Here is a 17,861-nt window from a genome sequence, read left to right on the forward strand (position 1 = left end):
TGTTGCCAAAGACCTTGGAGAGTTTTACACAATTCGTCATTACGCATATTATGAACCTTGATAACGCTGATTCTATAACTAAAGCTAAAATATTGGAAGCTAGAAATGAACTGATTTATGCAGAGTCCTGGTCAGCCGATGGCATAGATGCTTATGTAATGGATTTAGAAGGAAATGTGCTGGAAAAGCTGCCTGAATTCTCTGAGCTTTTCCCTGCTGATTGGTCTGTTCCTGCTGGTTTGCCGAAAGCGGAAGTTTATTCCGAAAGCTCCCCCTACTCAACTACAACAGAAGTAACTCAATATGTTGACAGCGTCTCTCTTCGGAAACCGTCTGAAACTGCGGCCAGTAAGCCTTTCAGAACGATTTCTACCACAAGGTACATTGAAAACAAGGTTCGGTTTGATACGACCATGATTCGTTCTTTTACGCAAATCGTCCCCGGAACTACGTATAATTTAGGATATACCAATTTAAATACAGGCTCTGACCTTGCTCACAAAACGAATATGAAAAGCGGAGAAAGCTTATCTGTATCTCCCCCAAAAAACATTAAAGTAGGAATTCGAGCCAGTTCCTACAATACTTGGGGTACTTATGACTTTATTACATACGAAACGTATTCGAGAATTGTCCTTTGATGGATCAAATGTGCCGTATTGTTTATCTCAATTTATCACATTCTTAAAGAAAGAAGCAGGGCTGCCTTTATCGACAGCCCTGCTTCTTTCTTTAAGAATAGTTTTTCAAAAGCGATCGTTACAACCGAACCGTCACGTTCCGGAGCTCCGGGTTTACGGCCAGGAGAACGCCTTCCCCGGTCTGCTCCGCGGCGGCGCCGGAAACTTCCTTTACGCTGCTGATATTGCGAAGCAGGAGCTTCAGATTTTCGGCTTTGCCCTCGAAGTGGAAAGTAAGCGTGCCGTTTTGGTTTTCGGCGGAGACCTGCAGGAGATCGTCCCCGTTTTGGTCCTTGATATCGGTATAGGCCTTTGTCTTCAGCTGGAACACGTGAAGGGTCAGATCCTTGCCGTAATCGTATTCCACGTTCTGGTCGTCCGCGCCGATGGGGAGAAGGGTATTTTCCCGCACCATCAGGGGCAGGCTCATGAAATCGTGTACCTCGTGGAGCCACCGGCCGCCCTCTACCGTGCGGTTATCCAGGAGGCCCGTCCAGGTGCCGGCGGGAAGATAGTAATCCACATCGCCTTCCCTGGTGAATACCGGAGCCACCAGCAGGCTTTCTCCCAGCATATACTGACGATCCAGATCGGCGCAGGGAATGTTTAGAGGATCGGCGTCCGTGGGAAATTCCAGCACCATGGCGCGCATGGTGGGTACGCCGGTGCGGTGGGTCTCCACGGCGGCGGAATACAGGTAGGGCATGAGAGTGCATTTCAGGTTGGTGAATTTCCGCAGCACGTCCACCGCCTCTTCATCGAAGAGCCAGGGCACCCGGTAGGAATTGGAGCCGTGAAGCCGGGAATGGGTGGAAAGCAGGCCGAAGGCCGCCCAGCGCTTGTATACGTCAGCCGGGGCGGTGCCCTCAAAGCCGCTGATATCGTGGCTCCAGAAGCCGAAGCCGGAGAGGCACAGGGAAAGCCCGGCCCGCAGGGATTCGCTCATGGAGGGGTAGTTGGAGGAGCAGTCGCCGCCCCAGTGTACCGGGAATTTCTGGCCGCCTACCGTGGCGCTGCGGGCAAAGAGGCAGGCCCCGTTTTTGCCCTTGTATTCCTCCAAAAGCTCAAAGACGCACTTGTTATACAAATAGGTATAATAGTTGTGCATCAGCTCCGGGTCGCTGCCGTCATAATAGACCACGTCGGTGGGAATGCGCTCGCCGAAGTCGGTTTTGAAGCAGTCCACACCCATCTCCAGCAGGGCGCGGAGCTTTTCCTGATACCATTTCCAGGCGGCGGGGTTGGTAAAGTCCACCAGGCCCATGCCGGCCTGCCACAGGTCCCACTGCCACACATCGCCGTTCGGACGCTTTAAGAGATATCCCCTTTCCATGGCTTCCCGGAACAAGGGCGATTTCTGGCCGATGTAGGAGTTGATCCATACGCAGATCTTCAGGCCCTTTTCGTTCTTCATACGGGAAAGCATGCCCGGCACGTCGTCAAACATGGCCTCGTCCCAGGTGAAATTGCACCATTCGTTTTCCTTCATCCAGTAGCAGTCGAAGTGGAACACGTGCAGGGGGATCTTCCGCTCCGACATGCCGTCCACAAAGCTTGTGACCGTTTTTTCATCATAGCTGGTGGTGAAGGAGGTGGTGAGCCACAGGCCGAAGGACCAGGCGGGGGGCAGGGCAGGGCGGCCTGTGAGGGCGGTGTAGTTTTGTAGCACGGTTTTGCCGTCTCCGCCGCCGATGACCATGAAATCCAGCTTCTCTCCCGGCACGGAGAACTGCACCCGGGTGACCACCTCGGAGCAGATCTCATAAGAGACCTTCCCGCTGGTGTTTACCAGCACGCCGTAGCCCTTGTTGGTCAGATAGAAGGGGATATTTTTATAAGCGATCTCCGAACAGGTGCCGCCGTCCTCATTCCACATGTCCACCACCTGTCCGTTTTTCACAAAGGGCGTAAAGCGCTCGCCCAGGCCGTAGACCTTTTCGCCGATGTCCAGATCCATCTGGCAACGCATAAAGGGCCCTTCCGGGGTTTTCATGGTGCTGATCATGGCGTGGCCGAAGCGGTCGCCGATCTGAGTGAGCTTCTTTCCGTTATAATAATAAGTAAAGGAGGCGGGATTTTTCGTAATGCGCAGCTCGGTTTTTCCGCTGACGATGGAAAGCCCCTTTTCCGTTTCCGTGACCTGCAGGGGCTGAGGCGCTTCGTTCAGCTCAAACTGAGGATCCTTCCTGGCGCTGCCCATAAAGTGGTAGGCCTGGGTGCGAAGAATATCGGGCTGGGGAGAGGTGATGAACAGCTCCAGCACCGGGCCGCCCATAGCCCGTACGTCGTGAGGATAGGGAACGGAATAGAGATAGACGCGGTCTTTTTCGATTTTGACCTCCCGGATCTGCACGCAGTCCGCCGCCTCTACGCCGGGGAGATTCATCCAGTAGCCCTTAGTAAATTTCATGGCAAAGCATCCTTTCTGAAATTGTCGGTTTTTTGAGATTTTTTCCGGCAGTTGCAAAATGCCGGAAGCACGAGTATAATTTAGATGTATTATACAATTTCACAGAAAAAAAGACTAGCGGAAAACCAATGAAAAGTTCCAATATTTTGATTTTTATGGGTGCGCGCCCGGACAGGAGGAAGCGGAGTATGGTGGATAAGCACTTGAAAGAGACCCGCCGCCATGGCGGGCCGGATTTTCCGGCCGGCTGCTACCGTATGCGGCCGCCCTATGCCGGGGGTTTGGAGCAGCTGGAATGCCATTGGCATGAGGAAATGGAGCTGTTTCGGGTGCGGGACGGCAGGGCTCGGGTACAGTGTGGGGAAAGCTTTATGGAAGCGGGCCCCGGCAATCTGGTGTTTTTCAACAGCGGAGAGCTCCATGCCGCACAGGCGCTGGACGAGACTCCCCTGGAGTATGACGCGGTGGTATTCAGCCCGGAAATGCTTTGCGGAAGCGGCGAGCTGGCCCGCAGGGCCTATGTGATCCCGGTGCGGGAGGGAAGGCTGAAGCCGCAAAGGATCGTTCGGGGAGAGAATGACCGGGAAAATGCGCTCCTTACCACTTTTGACCAGACCGTGGAGCTGCTTACCCGGCAGCCGCCCGCCTATGAGCTTCGGGTACAGAGCAGGCTTCTGGAGATCTTTGCCGGGCTGACGGAGGGCGGCGAGCTCCTTTCCGCCCGCAAAGAAAAGGAGCCCTCCCAGGGGATCAAGGCGGCCATAGAGCATATCCGCAAAAACTATTCCCAGCCTATCACTTTGGCAGAGCTGGCAGAGCTCAGCCATCTGAGCGAGGGACATTTTTGCCGCCTGTTCAAAAGGGTTACCCTGAAAACGCCCATTCGCTACATCAACGCCCTGCGCCTGGCGGCCGCCCGAGAGCTGCTGCTGGAAACAGACCGAAAGGAGCTGGATATCGCCCTGGAAACGGGCTTTAACAGCTTGAGCTACTTTATTGATTCCTTCAAGCAAAGCACAGGCCGCACCCCGGCGGAGTACCGAAGGGAAGCAAGAAGGCTTCGGGAATAAGCTTTGAATAAAGGAACGCCCGCATGGTATGCACTGATTTATAAAATGCAGATTTTGTAAAAAGAAAGGAGCGTTTTTATGAAAAACCGAAGCAATTTTTCCTTTGCGCTGTACCTGCTTTTCTATGCGCTCTATGCTCTGCTGGCGCTGTGGCTCCTGCCGGTGCTGCTGGAGCAGGCGACAAGAACGGCCCAAACCGCCTATCAATTTGAACCTCTGGTTGCGGCAAACGTCTTGTATTGGTCAGCGCTGGCGTTTCTTCTTTTGTTTCGAACCCATCAAAGCACCCGGCTGGGACAAAAGGGTGTTTTTCTCAGCGCTGCCCTGCTTCTGCTTTCCCTCTGCCTGACAGTGTTTGCCTTTCTCCAGAACCGTGGCTGGAGCGCCATGCTCCTCCTGACAGTGGAGGAGCTTTACGACACGGTGCTTCTTCTGAAGGCAAAGCGACACGCCGCCCGTTTAGAGGCAGACCGGGAGAAGCCTGAAATTCTCTGAGGGCGCAAGGAGAATTAGTAGTTAGCGGTTAGTAATTAGCAATTAGTAAGGTCAAGGGTGCAAGCGCTGCAAATGACACCTGATAAGTTGGAATTTAGCGGTTGCCCGCTTACCTTCCACCTGTCATCACTGAACAGAAAGCAAGAAAAGCGGAGTTTACTTCGCTTTTTGCTCAGCAATGACAAAGAGGGCAGTTAGTACGATAAATTGTAATTTGGCGGCGAACCGCTTGCTTTCTATCTGTCATTCTGAACGAAGTGAAGAATCTCGTCCTTTGCCCTTTTGCCCTGGAATTAAGGGCAAGATTCTTCGTCAAGAAAGCTATAGCTTTCTGCGCTCCTCAGAATGACAAAAGAAAGGATTTGCCCTTTTCTAACAACTAACAGCTAGTTCGCTAAACTATAATTTAACGGGTACACCACTTACTTCCCCTCTGTCATTACTGAACAAAAAGCAAGGGGAGCCTTGCTTTCTTTGCGAAGAATCTCGTCCCTTGGCTCCTTGCTCAGGAAGGAAGGGCGAGATTCTTTGTTCCTCAGAATGACAAAGGAGGGACCTTGTTCTTCTCTAACGACTAGTTCGCTAAACTATAATTTAGCGGAAAACCGCTTACTTTTCTCCTGTTATTACTGAACAAAAAGCAAGGGGAGCCTTGCTTTCTTTGCGAAGAATCTCGCCTTTCGTCCTTTTTCGGGACTGGAAAGACGAGATTCTTTGTTGTTATATTCCTCAGAATAACAAGTGGAAAGCGGCTTCATAATATCGCGGCTCCTTTACCGCCCCTTGCTCATTCCTAATTGCCTTTTGCGGCGGGCTCCATGGGGACCCAGACCTCGTATCTGCTGCCCTCTGGCGTATCGGCGTTTTCTTTTTCGATTTCAAGAATGGGACCGCCGCTTCGGACATAGCCTTCCGGCAGTTCCGCCGTTTCCGCATATCGGTTGACGCGCCTGTTTCCGTTATCGCCTACGGCCTCTTCATTTGTCTCCATCCACTCGGTAGTGACGACGAGATAATCGCCCCCGTCGAACCGGGAGAGCCTGTAGCCTTCCGGTACCTTGTCTACGTTTTGTACGAAAAGGCCCTGAGAGTAAATGTGTTCTCCCTTTTCATTGAAGTACCATACGTTGATGGGCTTTGGATCCACCGCATAGGGAAGAATGGGGGCATACCCGCCCATTTCAAAAAAATCGTTCCAGATCTGCTTGAAATCGGAGGGCACGGTAGACTCCGTAATGACAGTTTCATTTCCGAGAAACTCAAAGGCTTCTTGATGAAACCGATAGGTGATGATCGCTTTTTCGCTCATGGCTTTTTCCTTCTTTTTTTATTCTGAATAGCGGTATCTTCCTGCTTCAACGTGGTTTTTCCGGTGTTTGTGCGATCGTGTCTTAGATATTTGACTCCTTTGCTGACTCTATGCGGCGTGCCTTTACCGGCATATAGTAATCCATCTGTTGATAGCCCATGATCCTTTCCGCCTCGGGCGGCGTGATGATATTGCCCATTCTGCGGCGGCTGAGATCCTGCTCAAGGCCGTTTTCCCGCAAAAACTCCTGCAGCTCCCGATCCATGGCGGCAGTATCGGTCTGCCCGTCAATGTCGGTGCTTACAGCGTAAAGGCCGCCTTTGAAATCCACAATGGGGAACTGTTCCGGAACGTCTATGCCTTCCTCATAGAGAAAAAGCCACTCCAGACCGCCGTCTGCCTCGACGGCAAAATCCCGGGCGTCTTTTACGGGAGGAAAGGCGGAAAACCAAGCGTCGAACGCTGTGAAATTTTCCTCCCCGAACATGCCGATTCCCGATGAAACCATTTTACAATCAGGTATTTTGATGATACGGATCGATTGCATAACGATGCTCCCTTACAAATCATTTCAGTAAAAATCGCTTTCAAAGAAAGGCTTTTTCTCATGCTTTCCCAGTATCCCTCAAAGCTCCACGCTGAACAGATAGGCCGTGCCGGGGTCTGCGATCCCGTTCAGAAAAACCTCCGCCGTCCAGTATTTATGCGGGTAGGGAATTTGCACGCCCTGGCCCAGAACGGTGTTTCTGGTAACATCGTACATGGCGTCAACGTCATAGCCGTCACGGCTGTGCATGGCGTTTTGATCGCCGGTAAAAAAGGCAAAGGCAAATTTTGAGAGATAGGGGGGGCCGAAATCCGGCGCGGTCCATTCCGGAACAAAATCCACAGAGGTAAAGCCCGGCGGAACGGCGGTTCCGGCCTTCATAAATCTTCCCAAAAAGCCGTGGCAGGGCTCTTCGTCCACGCCTTTTCCGAAGTGGTGAAAGAGAAAAATATCGTAATCAAAGCCGGAGCCAGCTCCCTTCAGCTGATCCAGGGCGGAAACTACGTCCAGCTTCTGCTGAAGCTCTACGGGGTCGTTCTTAAAAAATTCCTTGCCGATAAAGCGCATGGCAGGCAGTGTTTTGTATTCAAAATGCTCCAGCTGGAAGCCCTTTTGCTGATTTTTGGAAAACTGAGGCATGAACAAAGCCCATTGTACACCGGCGTCGCAGACCTCCAGGCAGTTGATGTAGCCGAAAAGCTCTATGCTGTCCGTGCCCGTGGGGCCTGTCCTGCTGCCGGCGATCAGCTCCCGGGTCCGGCGGTTTTTCATCACGGAAAAATCGCCGAACATGTCCTCCACAGCCTGCCGCAGCTCCGGCTCGTCTGTTTTTCCCATCAGCTGGGCGTTAAATTTTTCCAGGGCGTTCCAAACAGCCTGATTTACAATGCCGGGATCGGAGAAAGACCTTAAATATGCGGAAAGCCTTGCGTTTTGTTCCCGGAATCTTGCCAAAACCCCGTGCAGCAGGATCTGCTCGTTCTCAGCCAGCTTGTCCTGTGTCCACTGGGCGTCGTCCAGGATCCAGTCCGTCAGCGAATCAAATACGGCGGGATTCTTCTCCCTGGCCGCATGGGACCAATCGATGACTCTTTGGTATTTTTCCGCATCGGAAAGGGGCTCTGTCACCTTTTCATCGATATCGTTCCAGCAGAACTGGTCTATCAGCTGAAAAGGCGTGTTGAACCCGCCTTCCAGCGAAATGTTGATTTGCAGAGGACTGTAAAATTTCAGCCTGCTGCCCTTCGCCCGAACATCGGAGGGATTGATCCCGTGAAATCGAAGAAAGGCCTTGGAAAAGCTTTCAGAAGTATCATATTGATATTTCATGGCAATTTCCGTTACACTTTCTTTTCCCAGCCGCAGCTCCCTGCCCGCAAGGCTCAGCCTGCGGTTGCGGATATACTCCCCAAGGGTGATCCCCGTTACGATGTGAAAAACCCGCTGAAAATGAGCGTCTGAGGAGCAAACCGCTTTGGAGATATCTTCTGTTCGGATCCTGTTCGTCAAATTCAGTTCTATAAATCTGATCGCGTTGTTTATGCTTTGCAGCCAATACAAGCGCTTCCCCTCCTTGATACAATGTAGCGTAAATATAGTATAAAGAAATTCTCTCTTTATTTCCTGTCATGGAATGCTTTTGTTTGTCGGAAGGAGAGTTCCTGGGTTCTATTACATCATAAATTTCGTACACACAGAAGAAGCCCGGTGCTTTTCCGTAAGGAAAAGAGAAACGCTGCGCGTTTCAGAGGTTCTTCAGGATAACGACGGCTTCTTGCCGTCGTTATTATATCATAAGCGCCGAAGGCTTGTTGTGCTGTTTATGCCTTTTCACCGTTAAAATGTTGTATTCTAGAAGGAATCTGTACCGCTGGTTCAGGCGGCGAGTCGGCGCAGACAACGCCGACCGTAACTTGTCATTGAGTAGTAGAAATCTTATAAAAAATAGGTGTTAATACAAATTGCAAAAATTAATTGTTGCTTTATGCAAAAGAAAATATTGCCGTAATAATACTGCAAAAACTCAGCAAAAAGCAAAAATATATTGACATATTTTTGCAAAAATGATATAAATATTTCAAAGAACTCCACGTAATTATGTCACAACAAGAAAAACGTTAAATAGATTAAAGATGGAGGCAGATTTGAAAACTTCTGATGAAAGAAATTTTATTCTTAATCACAAAATAGATAAAATAGGCAAACAAATGAATATACCACTCTTTATCCATGTAGTTCTGACTGAGAGATGTCCTTTTAATTGTAACCAATGCTACAGTTCGGCTAGCAATGCAGAAATGGAATGGGATGCGTTTAGCAAGCGCATACAGGAAGGCAAGTTCCTTAAAAATTTCTTCAATTCTTTTAACAGGTGGAGAACCGCTTGTATACTCACGTTTTTTAGACGCGGTGCATCTTTTAAGTACTTATAAAATGGAATGTAGAATCGCTACATCTGGATACGGACTGGATGAAGATATTGCAAGAAAATTATATTATGCAAATGTTTCTAGAGTATTTGTATCTTTAAATGGCTCAACGGCTGAAATAAATGATTGTTCAAGAGCTGGGTTTTACGAAGCAATAAATGCACTGAACACTTTAAGAAGTGCAGGAATCAGTTGTGGAATCAATTGGGTAGCAAGATCTGATAATATTGAGGACTTTGAAAGAATGATTAATCTTGCAAAAGACTATGACGTTGATGAATTTGTTATTTTAAAAAACAAACCAGATCGGTCGGGATTATTGGAGTCCGCTCTTTCTGAAGTACAGATTAATTTCTTGTCGCAGGCAGTTGTTTGTTGTAAAACAGCGACTAATGGATTAATTATATCTATTGACCCTTGCTTTTCTGAATTGAGGGAAAAACTTATTAATAAACGTTATTTTCCTGCTTCTTGTTGTGCTGGCAAAACATTCTTCGATATTTTGCCAAACAATACGCTTGTTCCTTGTAGGCATTTTAATAATAGCAGTCATAATATTCTTAACACCAATAATCTTACTATTGAGGAATATTGGAAGACTTTGGGGACGGAGATCGTAAAGCACAAGGCTCTTAAAAAAGACTATCTTGAAAAGGGATGTGCTTATAATGTTTAAAGCATCACAGTACAACATTATACTTGACTTGGATGAAGGTGCATTTGTGTTAAGAAATCTTTTTTCAGGCAAGACTATTTATGTGTCTCCAGAAAAAGTGATTTAGTAAAAAAGTTTCTCTCTTCTGAGCTTCAGGCAGATAACACTGAAGAAAATATTTTTCTTTTGTTAGTAAAGTACGGCTTTCTTGTTGATTCAAATTTAATAGAAAGTCAGCAGGCTGATTATCTTCGAAGAAAAATTTGTTATGAAAACAAATTACAACTTGTAGTTATGCCAACTAGTGGATGTAATTTCAGGTGTGTCTATTGTTTTGAGGAAGAGCGGCAGCAAACAATGACTTCCGATAATGTTAATGCTATAATCAGTTACCTTGATAAAAATATGAAGAAGTTTAGTTCGACAAATATTCAATGGTTTGGAGGGGAACCTTTACTCTGCAAAAAGGAAATTGAAACAATTATGCAAGCGGCCTTAGAATTTGCCAAACGCGATAGAAAAGCTTTAACCTCAGGAATTACTACTAATGGATATCTTTTAGATTTGCAGACCTATAAAATGTTACGCAAATATCATACAAGTTGGATACAGGTTTCTGTGGATGGAGTAAAAGAAACCCATAATCGACAGCGTCCACATAAAACGGACAAAAATTCATATGATAAAATAATTGAAAATTTGCGAGCCATTCGAGATAAAACAAAACCCAGTGCATGTAAGATATATTATAGAGTGACCATTACTAAGCAAATCCTTCCCCGTATTAACGAAATACTGCGTTTCTTTAAAGAAGAGTTTGCAACTGATCCCCGATTTAAATTATCACTTCAACCGGAAATGGATTGGGGGGGAGATCGTATCGAAAACGAACAGAGTAATATTCCATCAGTGAGAGATACAGTGAGTTGTTTATATAAAGCTAATGAGCTTGGGTTGATGCCTATTGGCCACCATACACAATTACATTCTGGTTTGATTTGTGAAGCCACACGCCTTAATTCCTATGTTTTTTATCCTGGAAACAAGATATACAAGTGTCCTATGGCGATTTACTCTAAGTATGATAGCTCTTTATATCATGGGGAAATTGGAGCGGTTGGTAATGAGGGACAACTGATAATAGATGAAAAAATAAATGCAGAATGGATAGAAAGTGCACCCTTTCGTAAAGATGAGTGCTTTCGTTGTAAGTATTATGTATTATGCTTTGGGGTACAAACTTGTCCTCTAGCCCGAAAATTTTCGAAAAATAACCAGCGTAATATATGCAAAAAAAGTATATATGAAGAATATATTCCGGCTGAAACTTATGCTCTTTACTATTTAGATAAGCTTGATAAGAGATTGTGAGATGATTCAAATGAATATTAAGGAGATTGTACGTGAAATTTTATATGAATATGGAATAGACGAGATAGAAGAAGCAGAACAATTTACTCTAGATTCAATTCAGTACATTTCCATTATTTGCGATATAGAAGAAAAATTTGATATAACTATTCCAGATGATGATTTAGTTCTTAATAGCATGACTCTTGAATCATTATGTAACCTGGTTTATGCAGCGATTGCCAATGAAAAAAGTTAGATGTGATGATGGTTTCCGATATACCATAAAAATTTAAATACATATAATCTGTTATTCAATTCTATAGTCACTAAGCATTTCGTAAGGAGGTGAAAAGCATGAAGTTGTTCAAAAAATCTCGGCGGCGTAGGGTTTCCCTCTATTCTACCAACGCTGAATCAGGCTGCTGCAATATCTGGTAATATTGAAGATGTCTGGTGTAATGCATCTCCTTTTTATGGTCGGTGCGTTACACCAGATTTCTATACAAATCTAAAAAATGGAGAAAAAAATGAAAATCGGTTCTTTCGATGTGGTTGTTTTAGACAGTGGAACTAATCTTAAACATCCGGCAATGGTTCGCTTTTGCAAACAGATTACAGGTTTTTCACTAAAATGCAAGCCGAACGGGACGGTTCAACGTAGTTTAGGTTTTGAAGATCAAATTGGACATGGAACAGCAGTTTGCTCAATTATAGCAAAAAACAAGTCTTGCCCTTCAATCTGCTCAATAAAAATATTTTTTGAGGATCTTTCAATAGATGAAGAAGCGTTCATTTCTATATTGGATTGGGTATATAAAAACATAGAAGCAAAAGTGCTTCACTTAAGTTGTGGAATATGCGAATGCTTCAATAAGGATATGCTACAGAAAATTTGCAATTCTTTTGTTGATAGAGGAACGACTATTGTTGCTGCATTTGATAATTATGGTGGCATTTCTTATCCAGCGGCTTTCTCAAGTGTTATTGGAGTAGATTTATCACAGCGATGTTCAAGGGTCGGGCAAATGATTTACGTTGGTGACAATATTGTAAATATACGTGCGATGGGAACAACGCAAAGGCTACCATGGTTGGAAGACCGTTATGAATATGTTGCTAGTTCTAGTTTTTCTGCGCCACATGTTACTTCTCAAATAATCGATATTTTGAGTCAGAGGGACAGTTGTGATGATGTATTAGGAGAATTGAGAAAAAGATGCTTTGTTGATCTTGAAAAAGGGAGCAGAACAAAGAATATTGAGAAAAATGAGAAACTATTTAAAATGGAAAAATCTATAATTTTTCCATTTAACAAAGAGATACATAGTGTTTTGCGATTTGAAAATTACTGCAACTTTTCAATTTGCGGTTATTACGAACACCCTTACTTATTGGCAAAAAATCGCAAAATTTTCAACGACATTCTTAAAGGCCAGAATTCAAACGGCAAGGAATTGCAAAACGCAAGACATATATGTTGGACAGATGAATTTGATACGGTGATAATTGGGCACACAAAACACTTATCACATATTGTAAAAACAGACTTATTAATGAGTTTTTTGAAAAATTGTATTAAATATAATAAAAATATTATTTCCTTTGACACGTTAGAGCCCTATCAAAGAGAGTTAGAAGAAATGCGGAGTCGCAATTTGAAATATTATTTTCCGCATGCAAGTCAAAGGCTCTATCCACATAATTCATTTGGAAAGTTACCATTAATACCAATACCGGTTGTTTGCGTTTGTGGAACAAGTAAGCGCCAAGGTAAATTTACACTTCAAATGAAATTAAGAGAACAAATGGAAAGTTCTGGCTTTTCAGTTGCCCATTTTTCCACTGAGCCGTCAGGTATACTTTTTCGCTCAACTGAATGTTTTCCGATGGGTTATGCTTCAAATATTTTGACTGATCCGGAAGCAGTAATATCAAATGTGAGATGGATATTATCCTCGATCGCAGAAACAAAGCCGGACTTAATTATTACCGGAACTCAATCACAAACCTTGCCTATTACCTTTGAAAATGCTGAAAATATACCGTATATGAACCATTTATTTATTAATGGTGCTCTTCCGGATGCTTTTCTTTTGGTTGTAAATATTGATGATGAAATTTCATATGTTAAAAATGTAATTCAGTACTGTAATTCGGTTGTTGAAGGAGAAGTACTTGGAATTGTAATTTCTCCTCTGTGCCAAACTGGAAGATGGTCGATTGTTTCGAGTGAATTTGAAAGATTATCAAAAGATGTATTGGAGCAGCATCGAAAAAAGCTGAAATCACTTTTTGATTTGCCTGTATTCGTATTTGATGAAATTTCAAATATATCAGAATTGGTTATCGAGCATTTCAAATAAATTTATTTACTCTTTTGGGTCAGGCCTACAAATGCAAACAGCAAGGAGAAATCAAATGAATACGCTTAAGATCATACTGAAACTTTTTAAGCTGCTTTCCGGGAAATATTTTTTCATGGTATGCATTAGTGTTTTTTTAACTCTTGTTCTTGCGTTGCTGGGAGTGGGAAACGCTTGGTGTCTTCAGAATTTGATTGATGTAGGCGCCGGAGAATCGGAACTATCTCTATGGACGGCGCTTGTTCTTTCTGTTTCTGTTTTTCTTTTAACTGCTGTTTGTAATTTGGTATATGCGTGGCTTCAAAGAAAGCTGACGCTGCGGTGCAGTTCGCAGTTAAAAGGGGAAATTCTAAATAATTTGATGTCTTTTGATTTAAGAAAGTATGAAAGCTGGAGCACGGCCGATGTACAGACCCGTATACTAGAAGATGGAATGATCAGTGCCCAAATAGTTCCTGTTTTGGTTTTGGATCTTTTTTCCGGTATCGCGAGCTGCCTTATAGGAATTATTTATGCTCTTTTTCTCAGCTGGCAGCTGACTGTAATTTCGTTAGTTTTAACGCCTGCGGCTGTTCTTTTTATGAAAAAAGTGATGCCCTATGTGGAAAAAAGAACTTCTGATACTCGCGAAAAGGACAGTCAGGTGCGGCTGTTCCTACAGGAAATTCTCAGGCTTCCGGTAGAGATACGTATTTTTCATTTAAAGGATTTTATGCTTGCAAAGTTTTACGGATTAGATCATTCCTACGTAAAATCAGACTTAAAGCAAACGCTGTCAAAAAATTTTGTGAATTACGGAAGTGGATTTTTGGGCTCATTGTCTATGATTGCATCTGTAACCACAGGTGCGTATTTAGCTATGAATTCTTACATGACTATTGGTGCGGTAGTAGGCTTTTTGCAGCTTTTGAATTATATTGTTTGGCCTTTTACTGAGTTGATGGGGCAGTTAACGCAGATTCGATCCTCGTGTGTGTCTTATCATCGAATTCAGGAGCTGTGCCGTACTCCCGCAATTCAGCAAACGGAACAAGCCGCTTCCAAACATCGGGTAGTTGAAATAGTTGCAAAGGATGTCAATTATAGTTATCAAAAAGATGAAAAAGTGATCGATTCTTTAAATTTCAGAATAAAGTCCCCAGGCTTAGCTATCGTAAAAGGCCCCAGCGGTTCTGGGAAAACCACCCTCTTAAAGCTGCTTCTTGGATTGTATCAATCAGATACAGGAGAAATAGCGTATTGTCTTGATAACGGTGAGAAGGTTACCTCTAAGCTTTGGGAATACTGTAGTTACGTCTCCCAAGAGCACATGGTTTTTTCAGGCACAGTCCGGGAGAATATCTTTTTACAAAATACCGAAATGCCAAACGAAATCATGGATAAGGTGCTTGAAAAAGCAGAGTTAAAGGAATTGATATCTTCTATGGAGCTCGGGATCGACACCCCTATACTGGAAAATGGGAAGAACCTTTCTTTTGGGCAATGTCAGCGGATTTCGATAGCGCGCGCTTTGGCGGTAGATTCGCCGATTGTAATTTTTGATGAACCTACAGCTTCTCTGGATTTTGAGTTAAAGGAAGATATCTACCGGGTGATTCGTGAAGAATCAAAATATAAGCTCTGCATTCTTGTGAGCCATGACAACATAGAAACCACAGAGGAAGATCAAATCTTACTGCTAAAGTGAGAAGCTAAAGAATCAATCGAACGGTATCAGGTGATGAAGGTAAGGATATACAATAATGAAAAATGAGACTTTTGAGCCGCTGATTCATACAATTCCAGATGATACGATGATATTTGCCGCTCTTCATACAAACGATTGCGTATGTAAAAAAATCATTACAGAGAACTACATAAATTTCTATGCGCGTAGACATCAATTTGTCAGGGATGTTATAGTTAGATTTGAAAATTTGATTGACTATGAAAGTATCCGCGGCTTGAAACGAATATTTATTCCGTCAGACTTTATGATGCAATTTGCTTCAAATCCTAAAAATATATTGGACTTGCTAAATGATGGCTACCATATTAATATGCCGGTTGCAAAGCCTGCTATTTCTTTTTATCATAAGGGAGATACGGCGCATCACCATATGATGATATACGGGGCAGACAGTGAAAGAAGGGTGTATTTTTGCAAGGATTTTTCCGGTCAGGAATTTGTTGAATTTGAGACTGGTTTTGATAATTTGATTTTAAGCGCAAAAATGTATGAAAATCCATGCTCTATAGAAAATGATGGCATATTGGCTTTCAAAGTTGATAAAAGCGTTGAAAAAGAGATAAACTATTCTAAAGTTTATTTGGAGCTTCAGAAGCTGAAGCGGGGAAAAAATATAGGAGATTACGATGCGTATGGATTGAGCGCGATTGACTATTTTTTAAGTGATATCGGCAAAAACCCCTGCACTGAAATGTTTTTTATTAGATGGTGTGAAATGTCTAATTACTTACGAGAGTCTGCCAAATTAATGAAATTCAGGCTTGGTGTGATCAGGGAGGATAGGTTACTTCAGAGGCGTCCATCACAGGATGAGGCGATAGAACAGCTATTTAATTTAACGTCAAAGCTTTACTTTCTTGCGTGGAAGTACAAGATCAGAAAAATAAAGGGAGCAGTTGTTAATGATTCGCTTTCTGAAGCAGCCCTCGAATGCAAAAAAGCATTTTTGGAGGTTGTTGATATGTTTTTAGAGTTGATAGAGGAGGAGATATAATTTTGTATCCGAATTTTCTAAGCGATAAAAATTCAGAACTCTTAGGGCCTATCCCGAAATAAGACGCGCGCAGATTGTGCTGTCAGATTTTCAGCCAGGCGAGGCGATTTTTCGCAGGCGGGCTTGTCGCCCGGCAAGAAAAACCAACGATGTATGGTTGAAAATATGCAAGCTAGATGTGTGCCGATTATTTTGGGATAGGCTCTTATTACCTTTGCTTTGGAGCAGTTGCCTTAAATACTCTTGTTTGCACAAAAAGATCGTGTTTTACCAGTAGGAAGGGAAATTTTGAAAAAATTTTGAATTTTCTCTTGCAAAACCCGGACGGGCATGGTATTATAATCAAGCGTGACTGCACAAGGCGTTTCTTGGAAGCGCCCAGGAAGGTTTCTTCGGAAGCATTCCGGGGGTGGAAGAGAGAACGCCAGATATGCGATGAAGCGGGAGGTTGCGGCCCCCAAAGGGCCGGTTTTTCCGTGGAGTATGTCCGATTTCAAACCGGGCGAAGGAATTTGAAGAGCCGGAACCACCGGGAAGCCCCCGGCAGGCCAAGCGTATGCCCTTCAAAGGATGTTATGGGTTTTTCCCACTCCCGGAATCCGTATGCGGATTTCGGTTTTTTGATGCCCTGGGTAGGAACACCCGGAGCAGTGTAAAAAACATGAGAGACCTTTTCAGGCAAAGAAAAAACCCAGCCCGCCAACTAATTTCCATAAGGAGGCGACTAACGTGGCAGTCAAGGAAAAAATCAGGATCAGGATCAAGGGGTACGATCATCAGCTGGTGGATCAGTCCGCCGAAAAGATCGTTGCCACCGCAAAGCGCACGGGCGCCAGGGTATCAGGCCCGGTCCCGCTGCCTACCGAGAAGCAGATCATCACCATTCTGCGTGCTGTTCATAAGTATAAGGACAGCCGGGAACAGTTTGAAATGCGCACTCATAAGAGACTGATCGACATTCTCAGGCCTTCCAACAAGACCGTTGAGGCTTTGATGGGTCTGGAGCTCCCTGCCGGCGTAGAAGTAGAGATCAAGCTGTAAGAACTTGTACCAATGCTTCTACCAACCGAGACAGAGGGTCATGTTGGGGAAACCCAACCAATAACCCAGCCGGGCGGCACGGATTTGAACCTGCTGAAAACAGCAGTTCAGGCTTGAGCCGTATGGCTGACAGGAGGAAAAAATATGAAAAAAGGAATCATCGGCAAGAAGATCGGCATGACGCAGATCTTCGATGAGAAGGGGAAAGTGATCCCCGTCACCGTCATCGAGGCCGGCCCCTGCGTGGTAACGCAGAAAAAGACCGCCGAAAACGATGGCTACGAGGCGGTTCAGGTAGGCTTTGGCGACCAGAAGCCCCAGCGCCTCTCCAAGCCCCTGAAGGGCCACTTCGACAAGGGCGGCGTCGCCCCCAAGAAGACCCTGCGGGAGCTGCGGCTGGAGGATATCAGCGAGCTCAATGTGGGCGATCTGATCAAGGCCGACATTTTTGAAGCCGGAGAACACGTGGACGTTACCGGCGTGAGCAAGGGCAAAGGCTACGCGGGCGTGATCAAGCGCTGGAATTTCCACCGCCTGAAGGAGACCCACGGTACCGGCCCTGTAGCCCGTCACGGCGGCTCCAACGGCCCCATTTCCGATCCCTCCCGCGTTTTTAAGGGAGTGAAGATGGCCGGCCATCTGGGCGCTGAGACCGTTACCGTTCAGAACCTGGTCGTGGCCAAGGTGGACGCGGAAAATAATCTGATCGCGGTAAAGGGCGCTGTGCCCGGCCCCAACGGCGGCATCGTGACCATCCGCGACAGTGTGAAAGCATAAGGGAAGGAG

15 protein-coding genes are annotated in these 17,861 nt (G+C 45.1%); 11 read left to right on the plus strand and 4 right to left on the minus strand.

All coding sequences use genetic code 11. The annotated features are described in order from the left end of the window. Positions 1–14: 14 nt before the first annotated feature. On the plus strand, positions 15–641 hold the full coding sequence (locus tag U8T64_RS12355) for a hypothetical protein (RefSeq protein ID WP_322183908.1): 627 nt from the start codon (positions 15–17) through the stop codon (positions 639–641). A gap of 118 nt (positions 642–759) precedes the next feature. Here U8T64_RS12355 and yicI read toward each other — a convergent pair whose 3' ends face one another. Then, entirely contained in the window at positions 760–3,090 is a 2,331-nt protein-coding gene (gene yicI, locus U8T64_RS12360) for an alpha-xylosidase (RefSeq protein ID WP_322183910.1), read from the minus strand. Positions 3,091–3,278: 188 nt separating this feature from the next. On the opposite strand from yicI, the gene U8T64_RS12365 reads away from it, so the two are divergent. Together U8T64_RS12365 and U8T64_RS12370 are read left to right on the plus strand one after the other, a co-directional pair. After that, on the plus strand, positions 3,279–4,160 hold the full coding sequence (locus U8T64_RS12365; RefSeq protein WP_322183912.1) for a helix-turn-helix domain-containing protein: 882 nt from the start codon (positions 3,279–3,281) through the stop codon (positions 4,158–4,160). A gap of 78 nt (positions 4,161–4,238) precedes the next feature. Then, positions 4,239–4,655, plus strand: coding sequence for a hypothetical protein (locus U8T64_RS12370; protein WP_322183914.1), 417 nt, complete (start codon positions 4,239–4,241; stop codon positions 4,653–4,655). Positions 4,656–5,448: 793 nt separating this feature from the next. Here the strand turns inward: U8T64_RS12370 and U8T64_RS12375 are convergent. The 3 genes from U8T64_RS12375 to U8T64_RS12385 form a co-directional block, all read right to left on the minus strand. Further along, positions 5,449–5,964 (minus strand): GyrI-like domain-containing protein, encoded by a 516-nt coding sequence (locus tag U8T64_RS12375; protein WP_322183916.1) that lies wholly within the window; start codon positions 5,962–5,964, stop codon positions 5,449–5,451. Positions 5,965–6,046: 82 nt separating this feature from the next. Further along, positions 6,047–6,511, minus strand: coding sequence for an AraC family transcriptional regulator (locus tag U8T64_RS12380; protein ID WP_322183918.1), 465 nt, complete (start codon positions 6,509–6,511; stop codon positions 6,047–6,049). Positions 6,512–6,589: 78 nt separating this feature from the next. Beyond that, entirely contained in the window at positions 6,590–8,071 is a 1,482-nt protein-coding gene (locus tag U8T64_RS12385; protein WP_322183920.1) for a helix-turn-helix transcriptional regulator, read from the minus strand. 747 nt (positions 8,072–8,818) lie between these two features. Here U8T64_RS12385 and U8T64_RS12390 point away from each other — a divergent pair. From U8T64_RS12390 to rplC, 8 genes are all read left to right on the plus strand, one after another. Further along, on the plus strand, positions 8,819–9,616 hold the full coding sequence (locus U8T64_RS12390) for a radical SAM protein (RefSeq protein ID WP_322183922.1): 798 nt from the start codon (positions 8,819–8,821) through the stop codon (positions 9,614–9,616). Positions 9,617–9,781: 165 nt separating this feature from the next. Further along, positions 9,782–10,966 (plus strand): radical SAM protein, encoded by a 1,185-nt coding sequence (locus U8T64_RS12395; RefSeq protein ID WP_322183924.1) that lies wholly within the window; start codon positions 9,782–9,784, stop codon positions 10,964–10,966. Between the two features lies 1 nt (position 10,967). Further along, positions 10,968–11,204 (plus strand): acyl carrier protein, encoded by a 237-nt coding sequence (locus U8T64_RS12400; RefSeq protein ID WP_322183925.1) that lies wholly within the window; start codon positions 10,968–10,970, stop codon positions 11,202–11,204. Between the two features lie 271 nt (positions 11,205–11,475). Next, complete coding sequence (locus U8T64_RS12405; protein ID WP_322183927.1) at positions 11,476–13,311, plus strand: DUF1611 domain-containing protein; 1,836 nt, start codon at positions 11,476–11,478, stop codon at positions 13,309–13,311. A gap of 55 nt (positions 13,312–13,366) precedes the next feature. Beyond that, positions 13,367–14,998 (plus strand): ABC transporter ATP-binding protein, encoded by a 1,632-nt coding sequence (locus U8T64_RS12410; RefSeq protein ID WP_322183929.1) that lies wholly within the window; start codon positions 13,367–13,369, stop codon positions 14,996–14,998. A gap of 55 nt (positions 14,999–15,053) precedes the next feature. Beyond that, positions 15,054–16,034 carry a hypothetical protein gene (locus U8T64_RS12415; protein WP_322183931.1) on the plus strand — a complete coding sequence of 327 codons (981 nt, stop codon included), beginning with the start codon at positions 15,054–15,056 and terminating at the stop codon, positions 16,032–16,034. Between the two features lie 729 nt (positions 16,035–16,763). Further along, a complete protein-coding gene (rpsJ, locus tag U8T64_RS12420) occupies positions 16,764–17,075 on the plus strand; it encodes a 30S ribosomal protein S10 (protein ID WP_066650219.1) in 312 nt (103 codons plus the stop codon). A gap of 144 nt (positions 17,076–17,219) precedes the next feature. Further along, a complete protein-coding gene (rplC, locus tag U8T64_RS12425) occupies positions 17,220–17,852 on the plus strand; it encodes a 50S ribosomal protein L3 (protein WP_322183933.1) in 633 nt (210 codons plus the stop codon). The last annotated feature ends 9 nt before the right edge of the window (positions 17,853–17,861 follow it).

Origin of the sequence: Neglectibacter caecimuris, assembly GCF_034335015.1 — a bacterium.
Lineage (GTDB): Bacteria > Bacillota > Clostridia > Oscillospirales > Acutalibacteraceae > Acutalibacter > Acutalibacter caecimuris_A.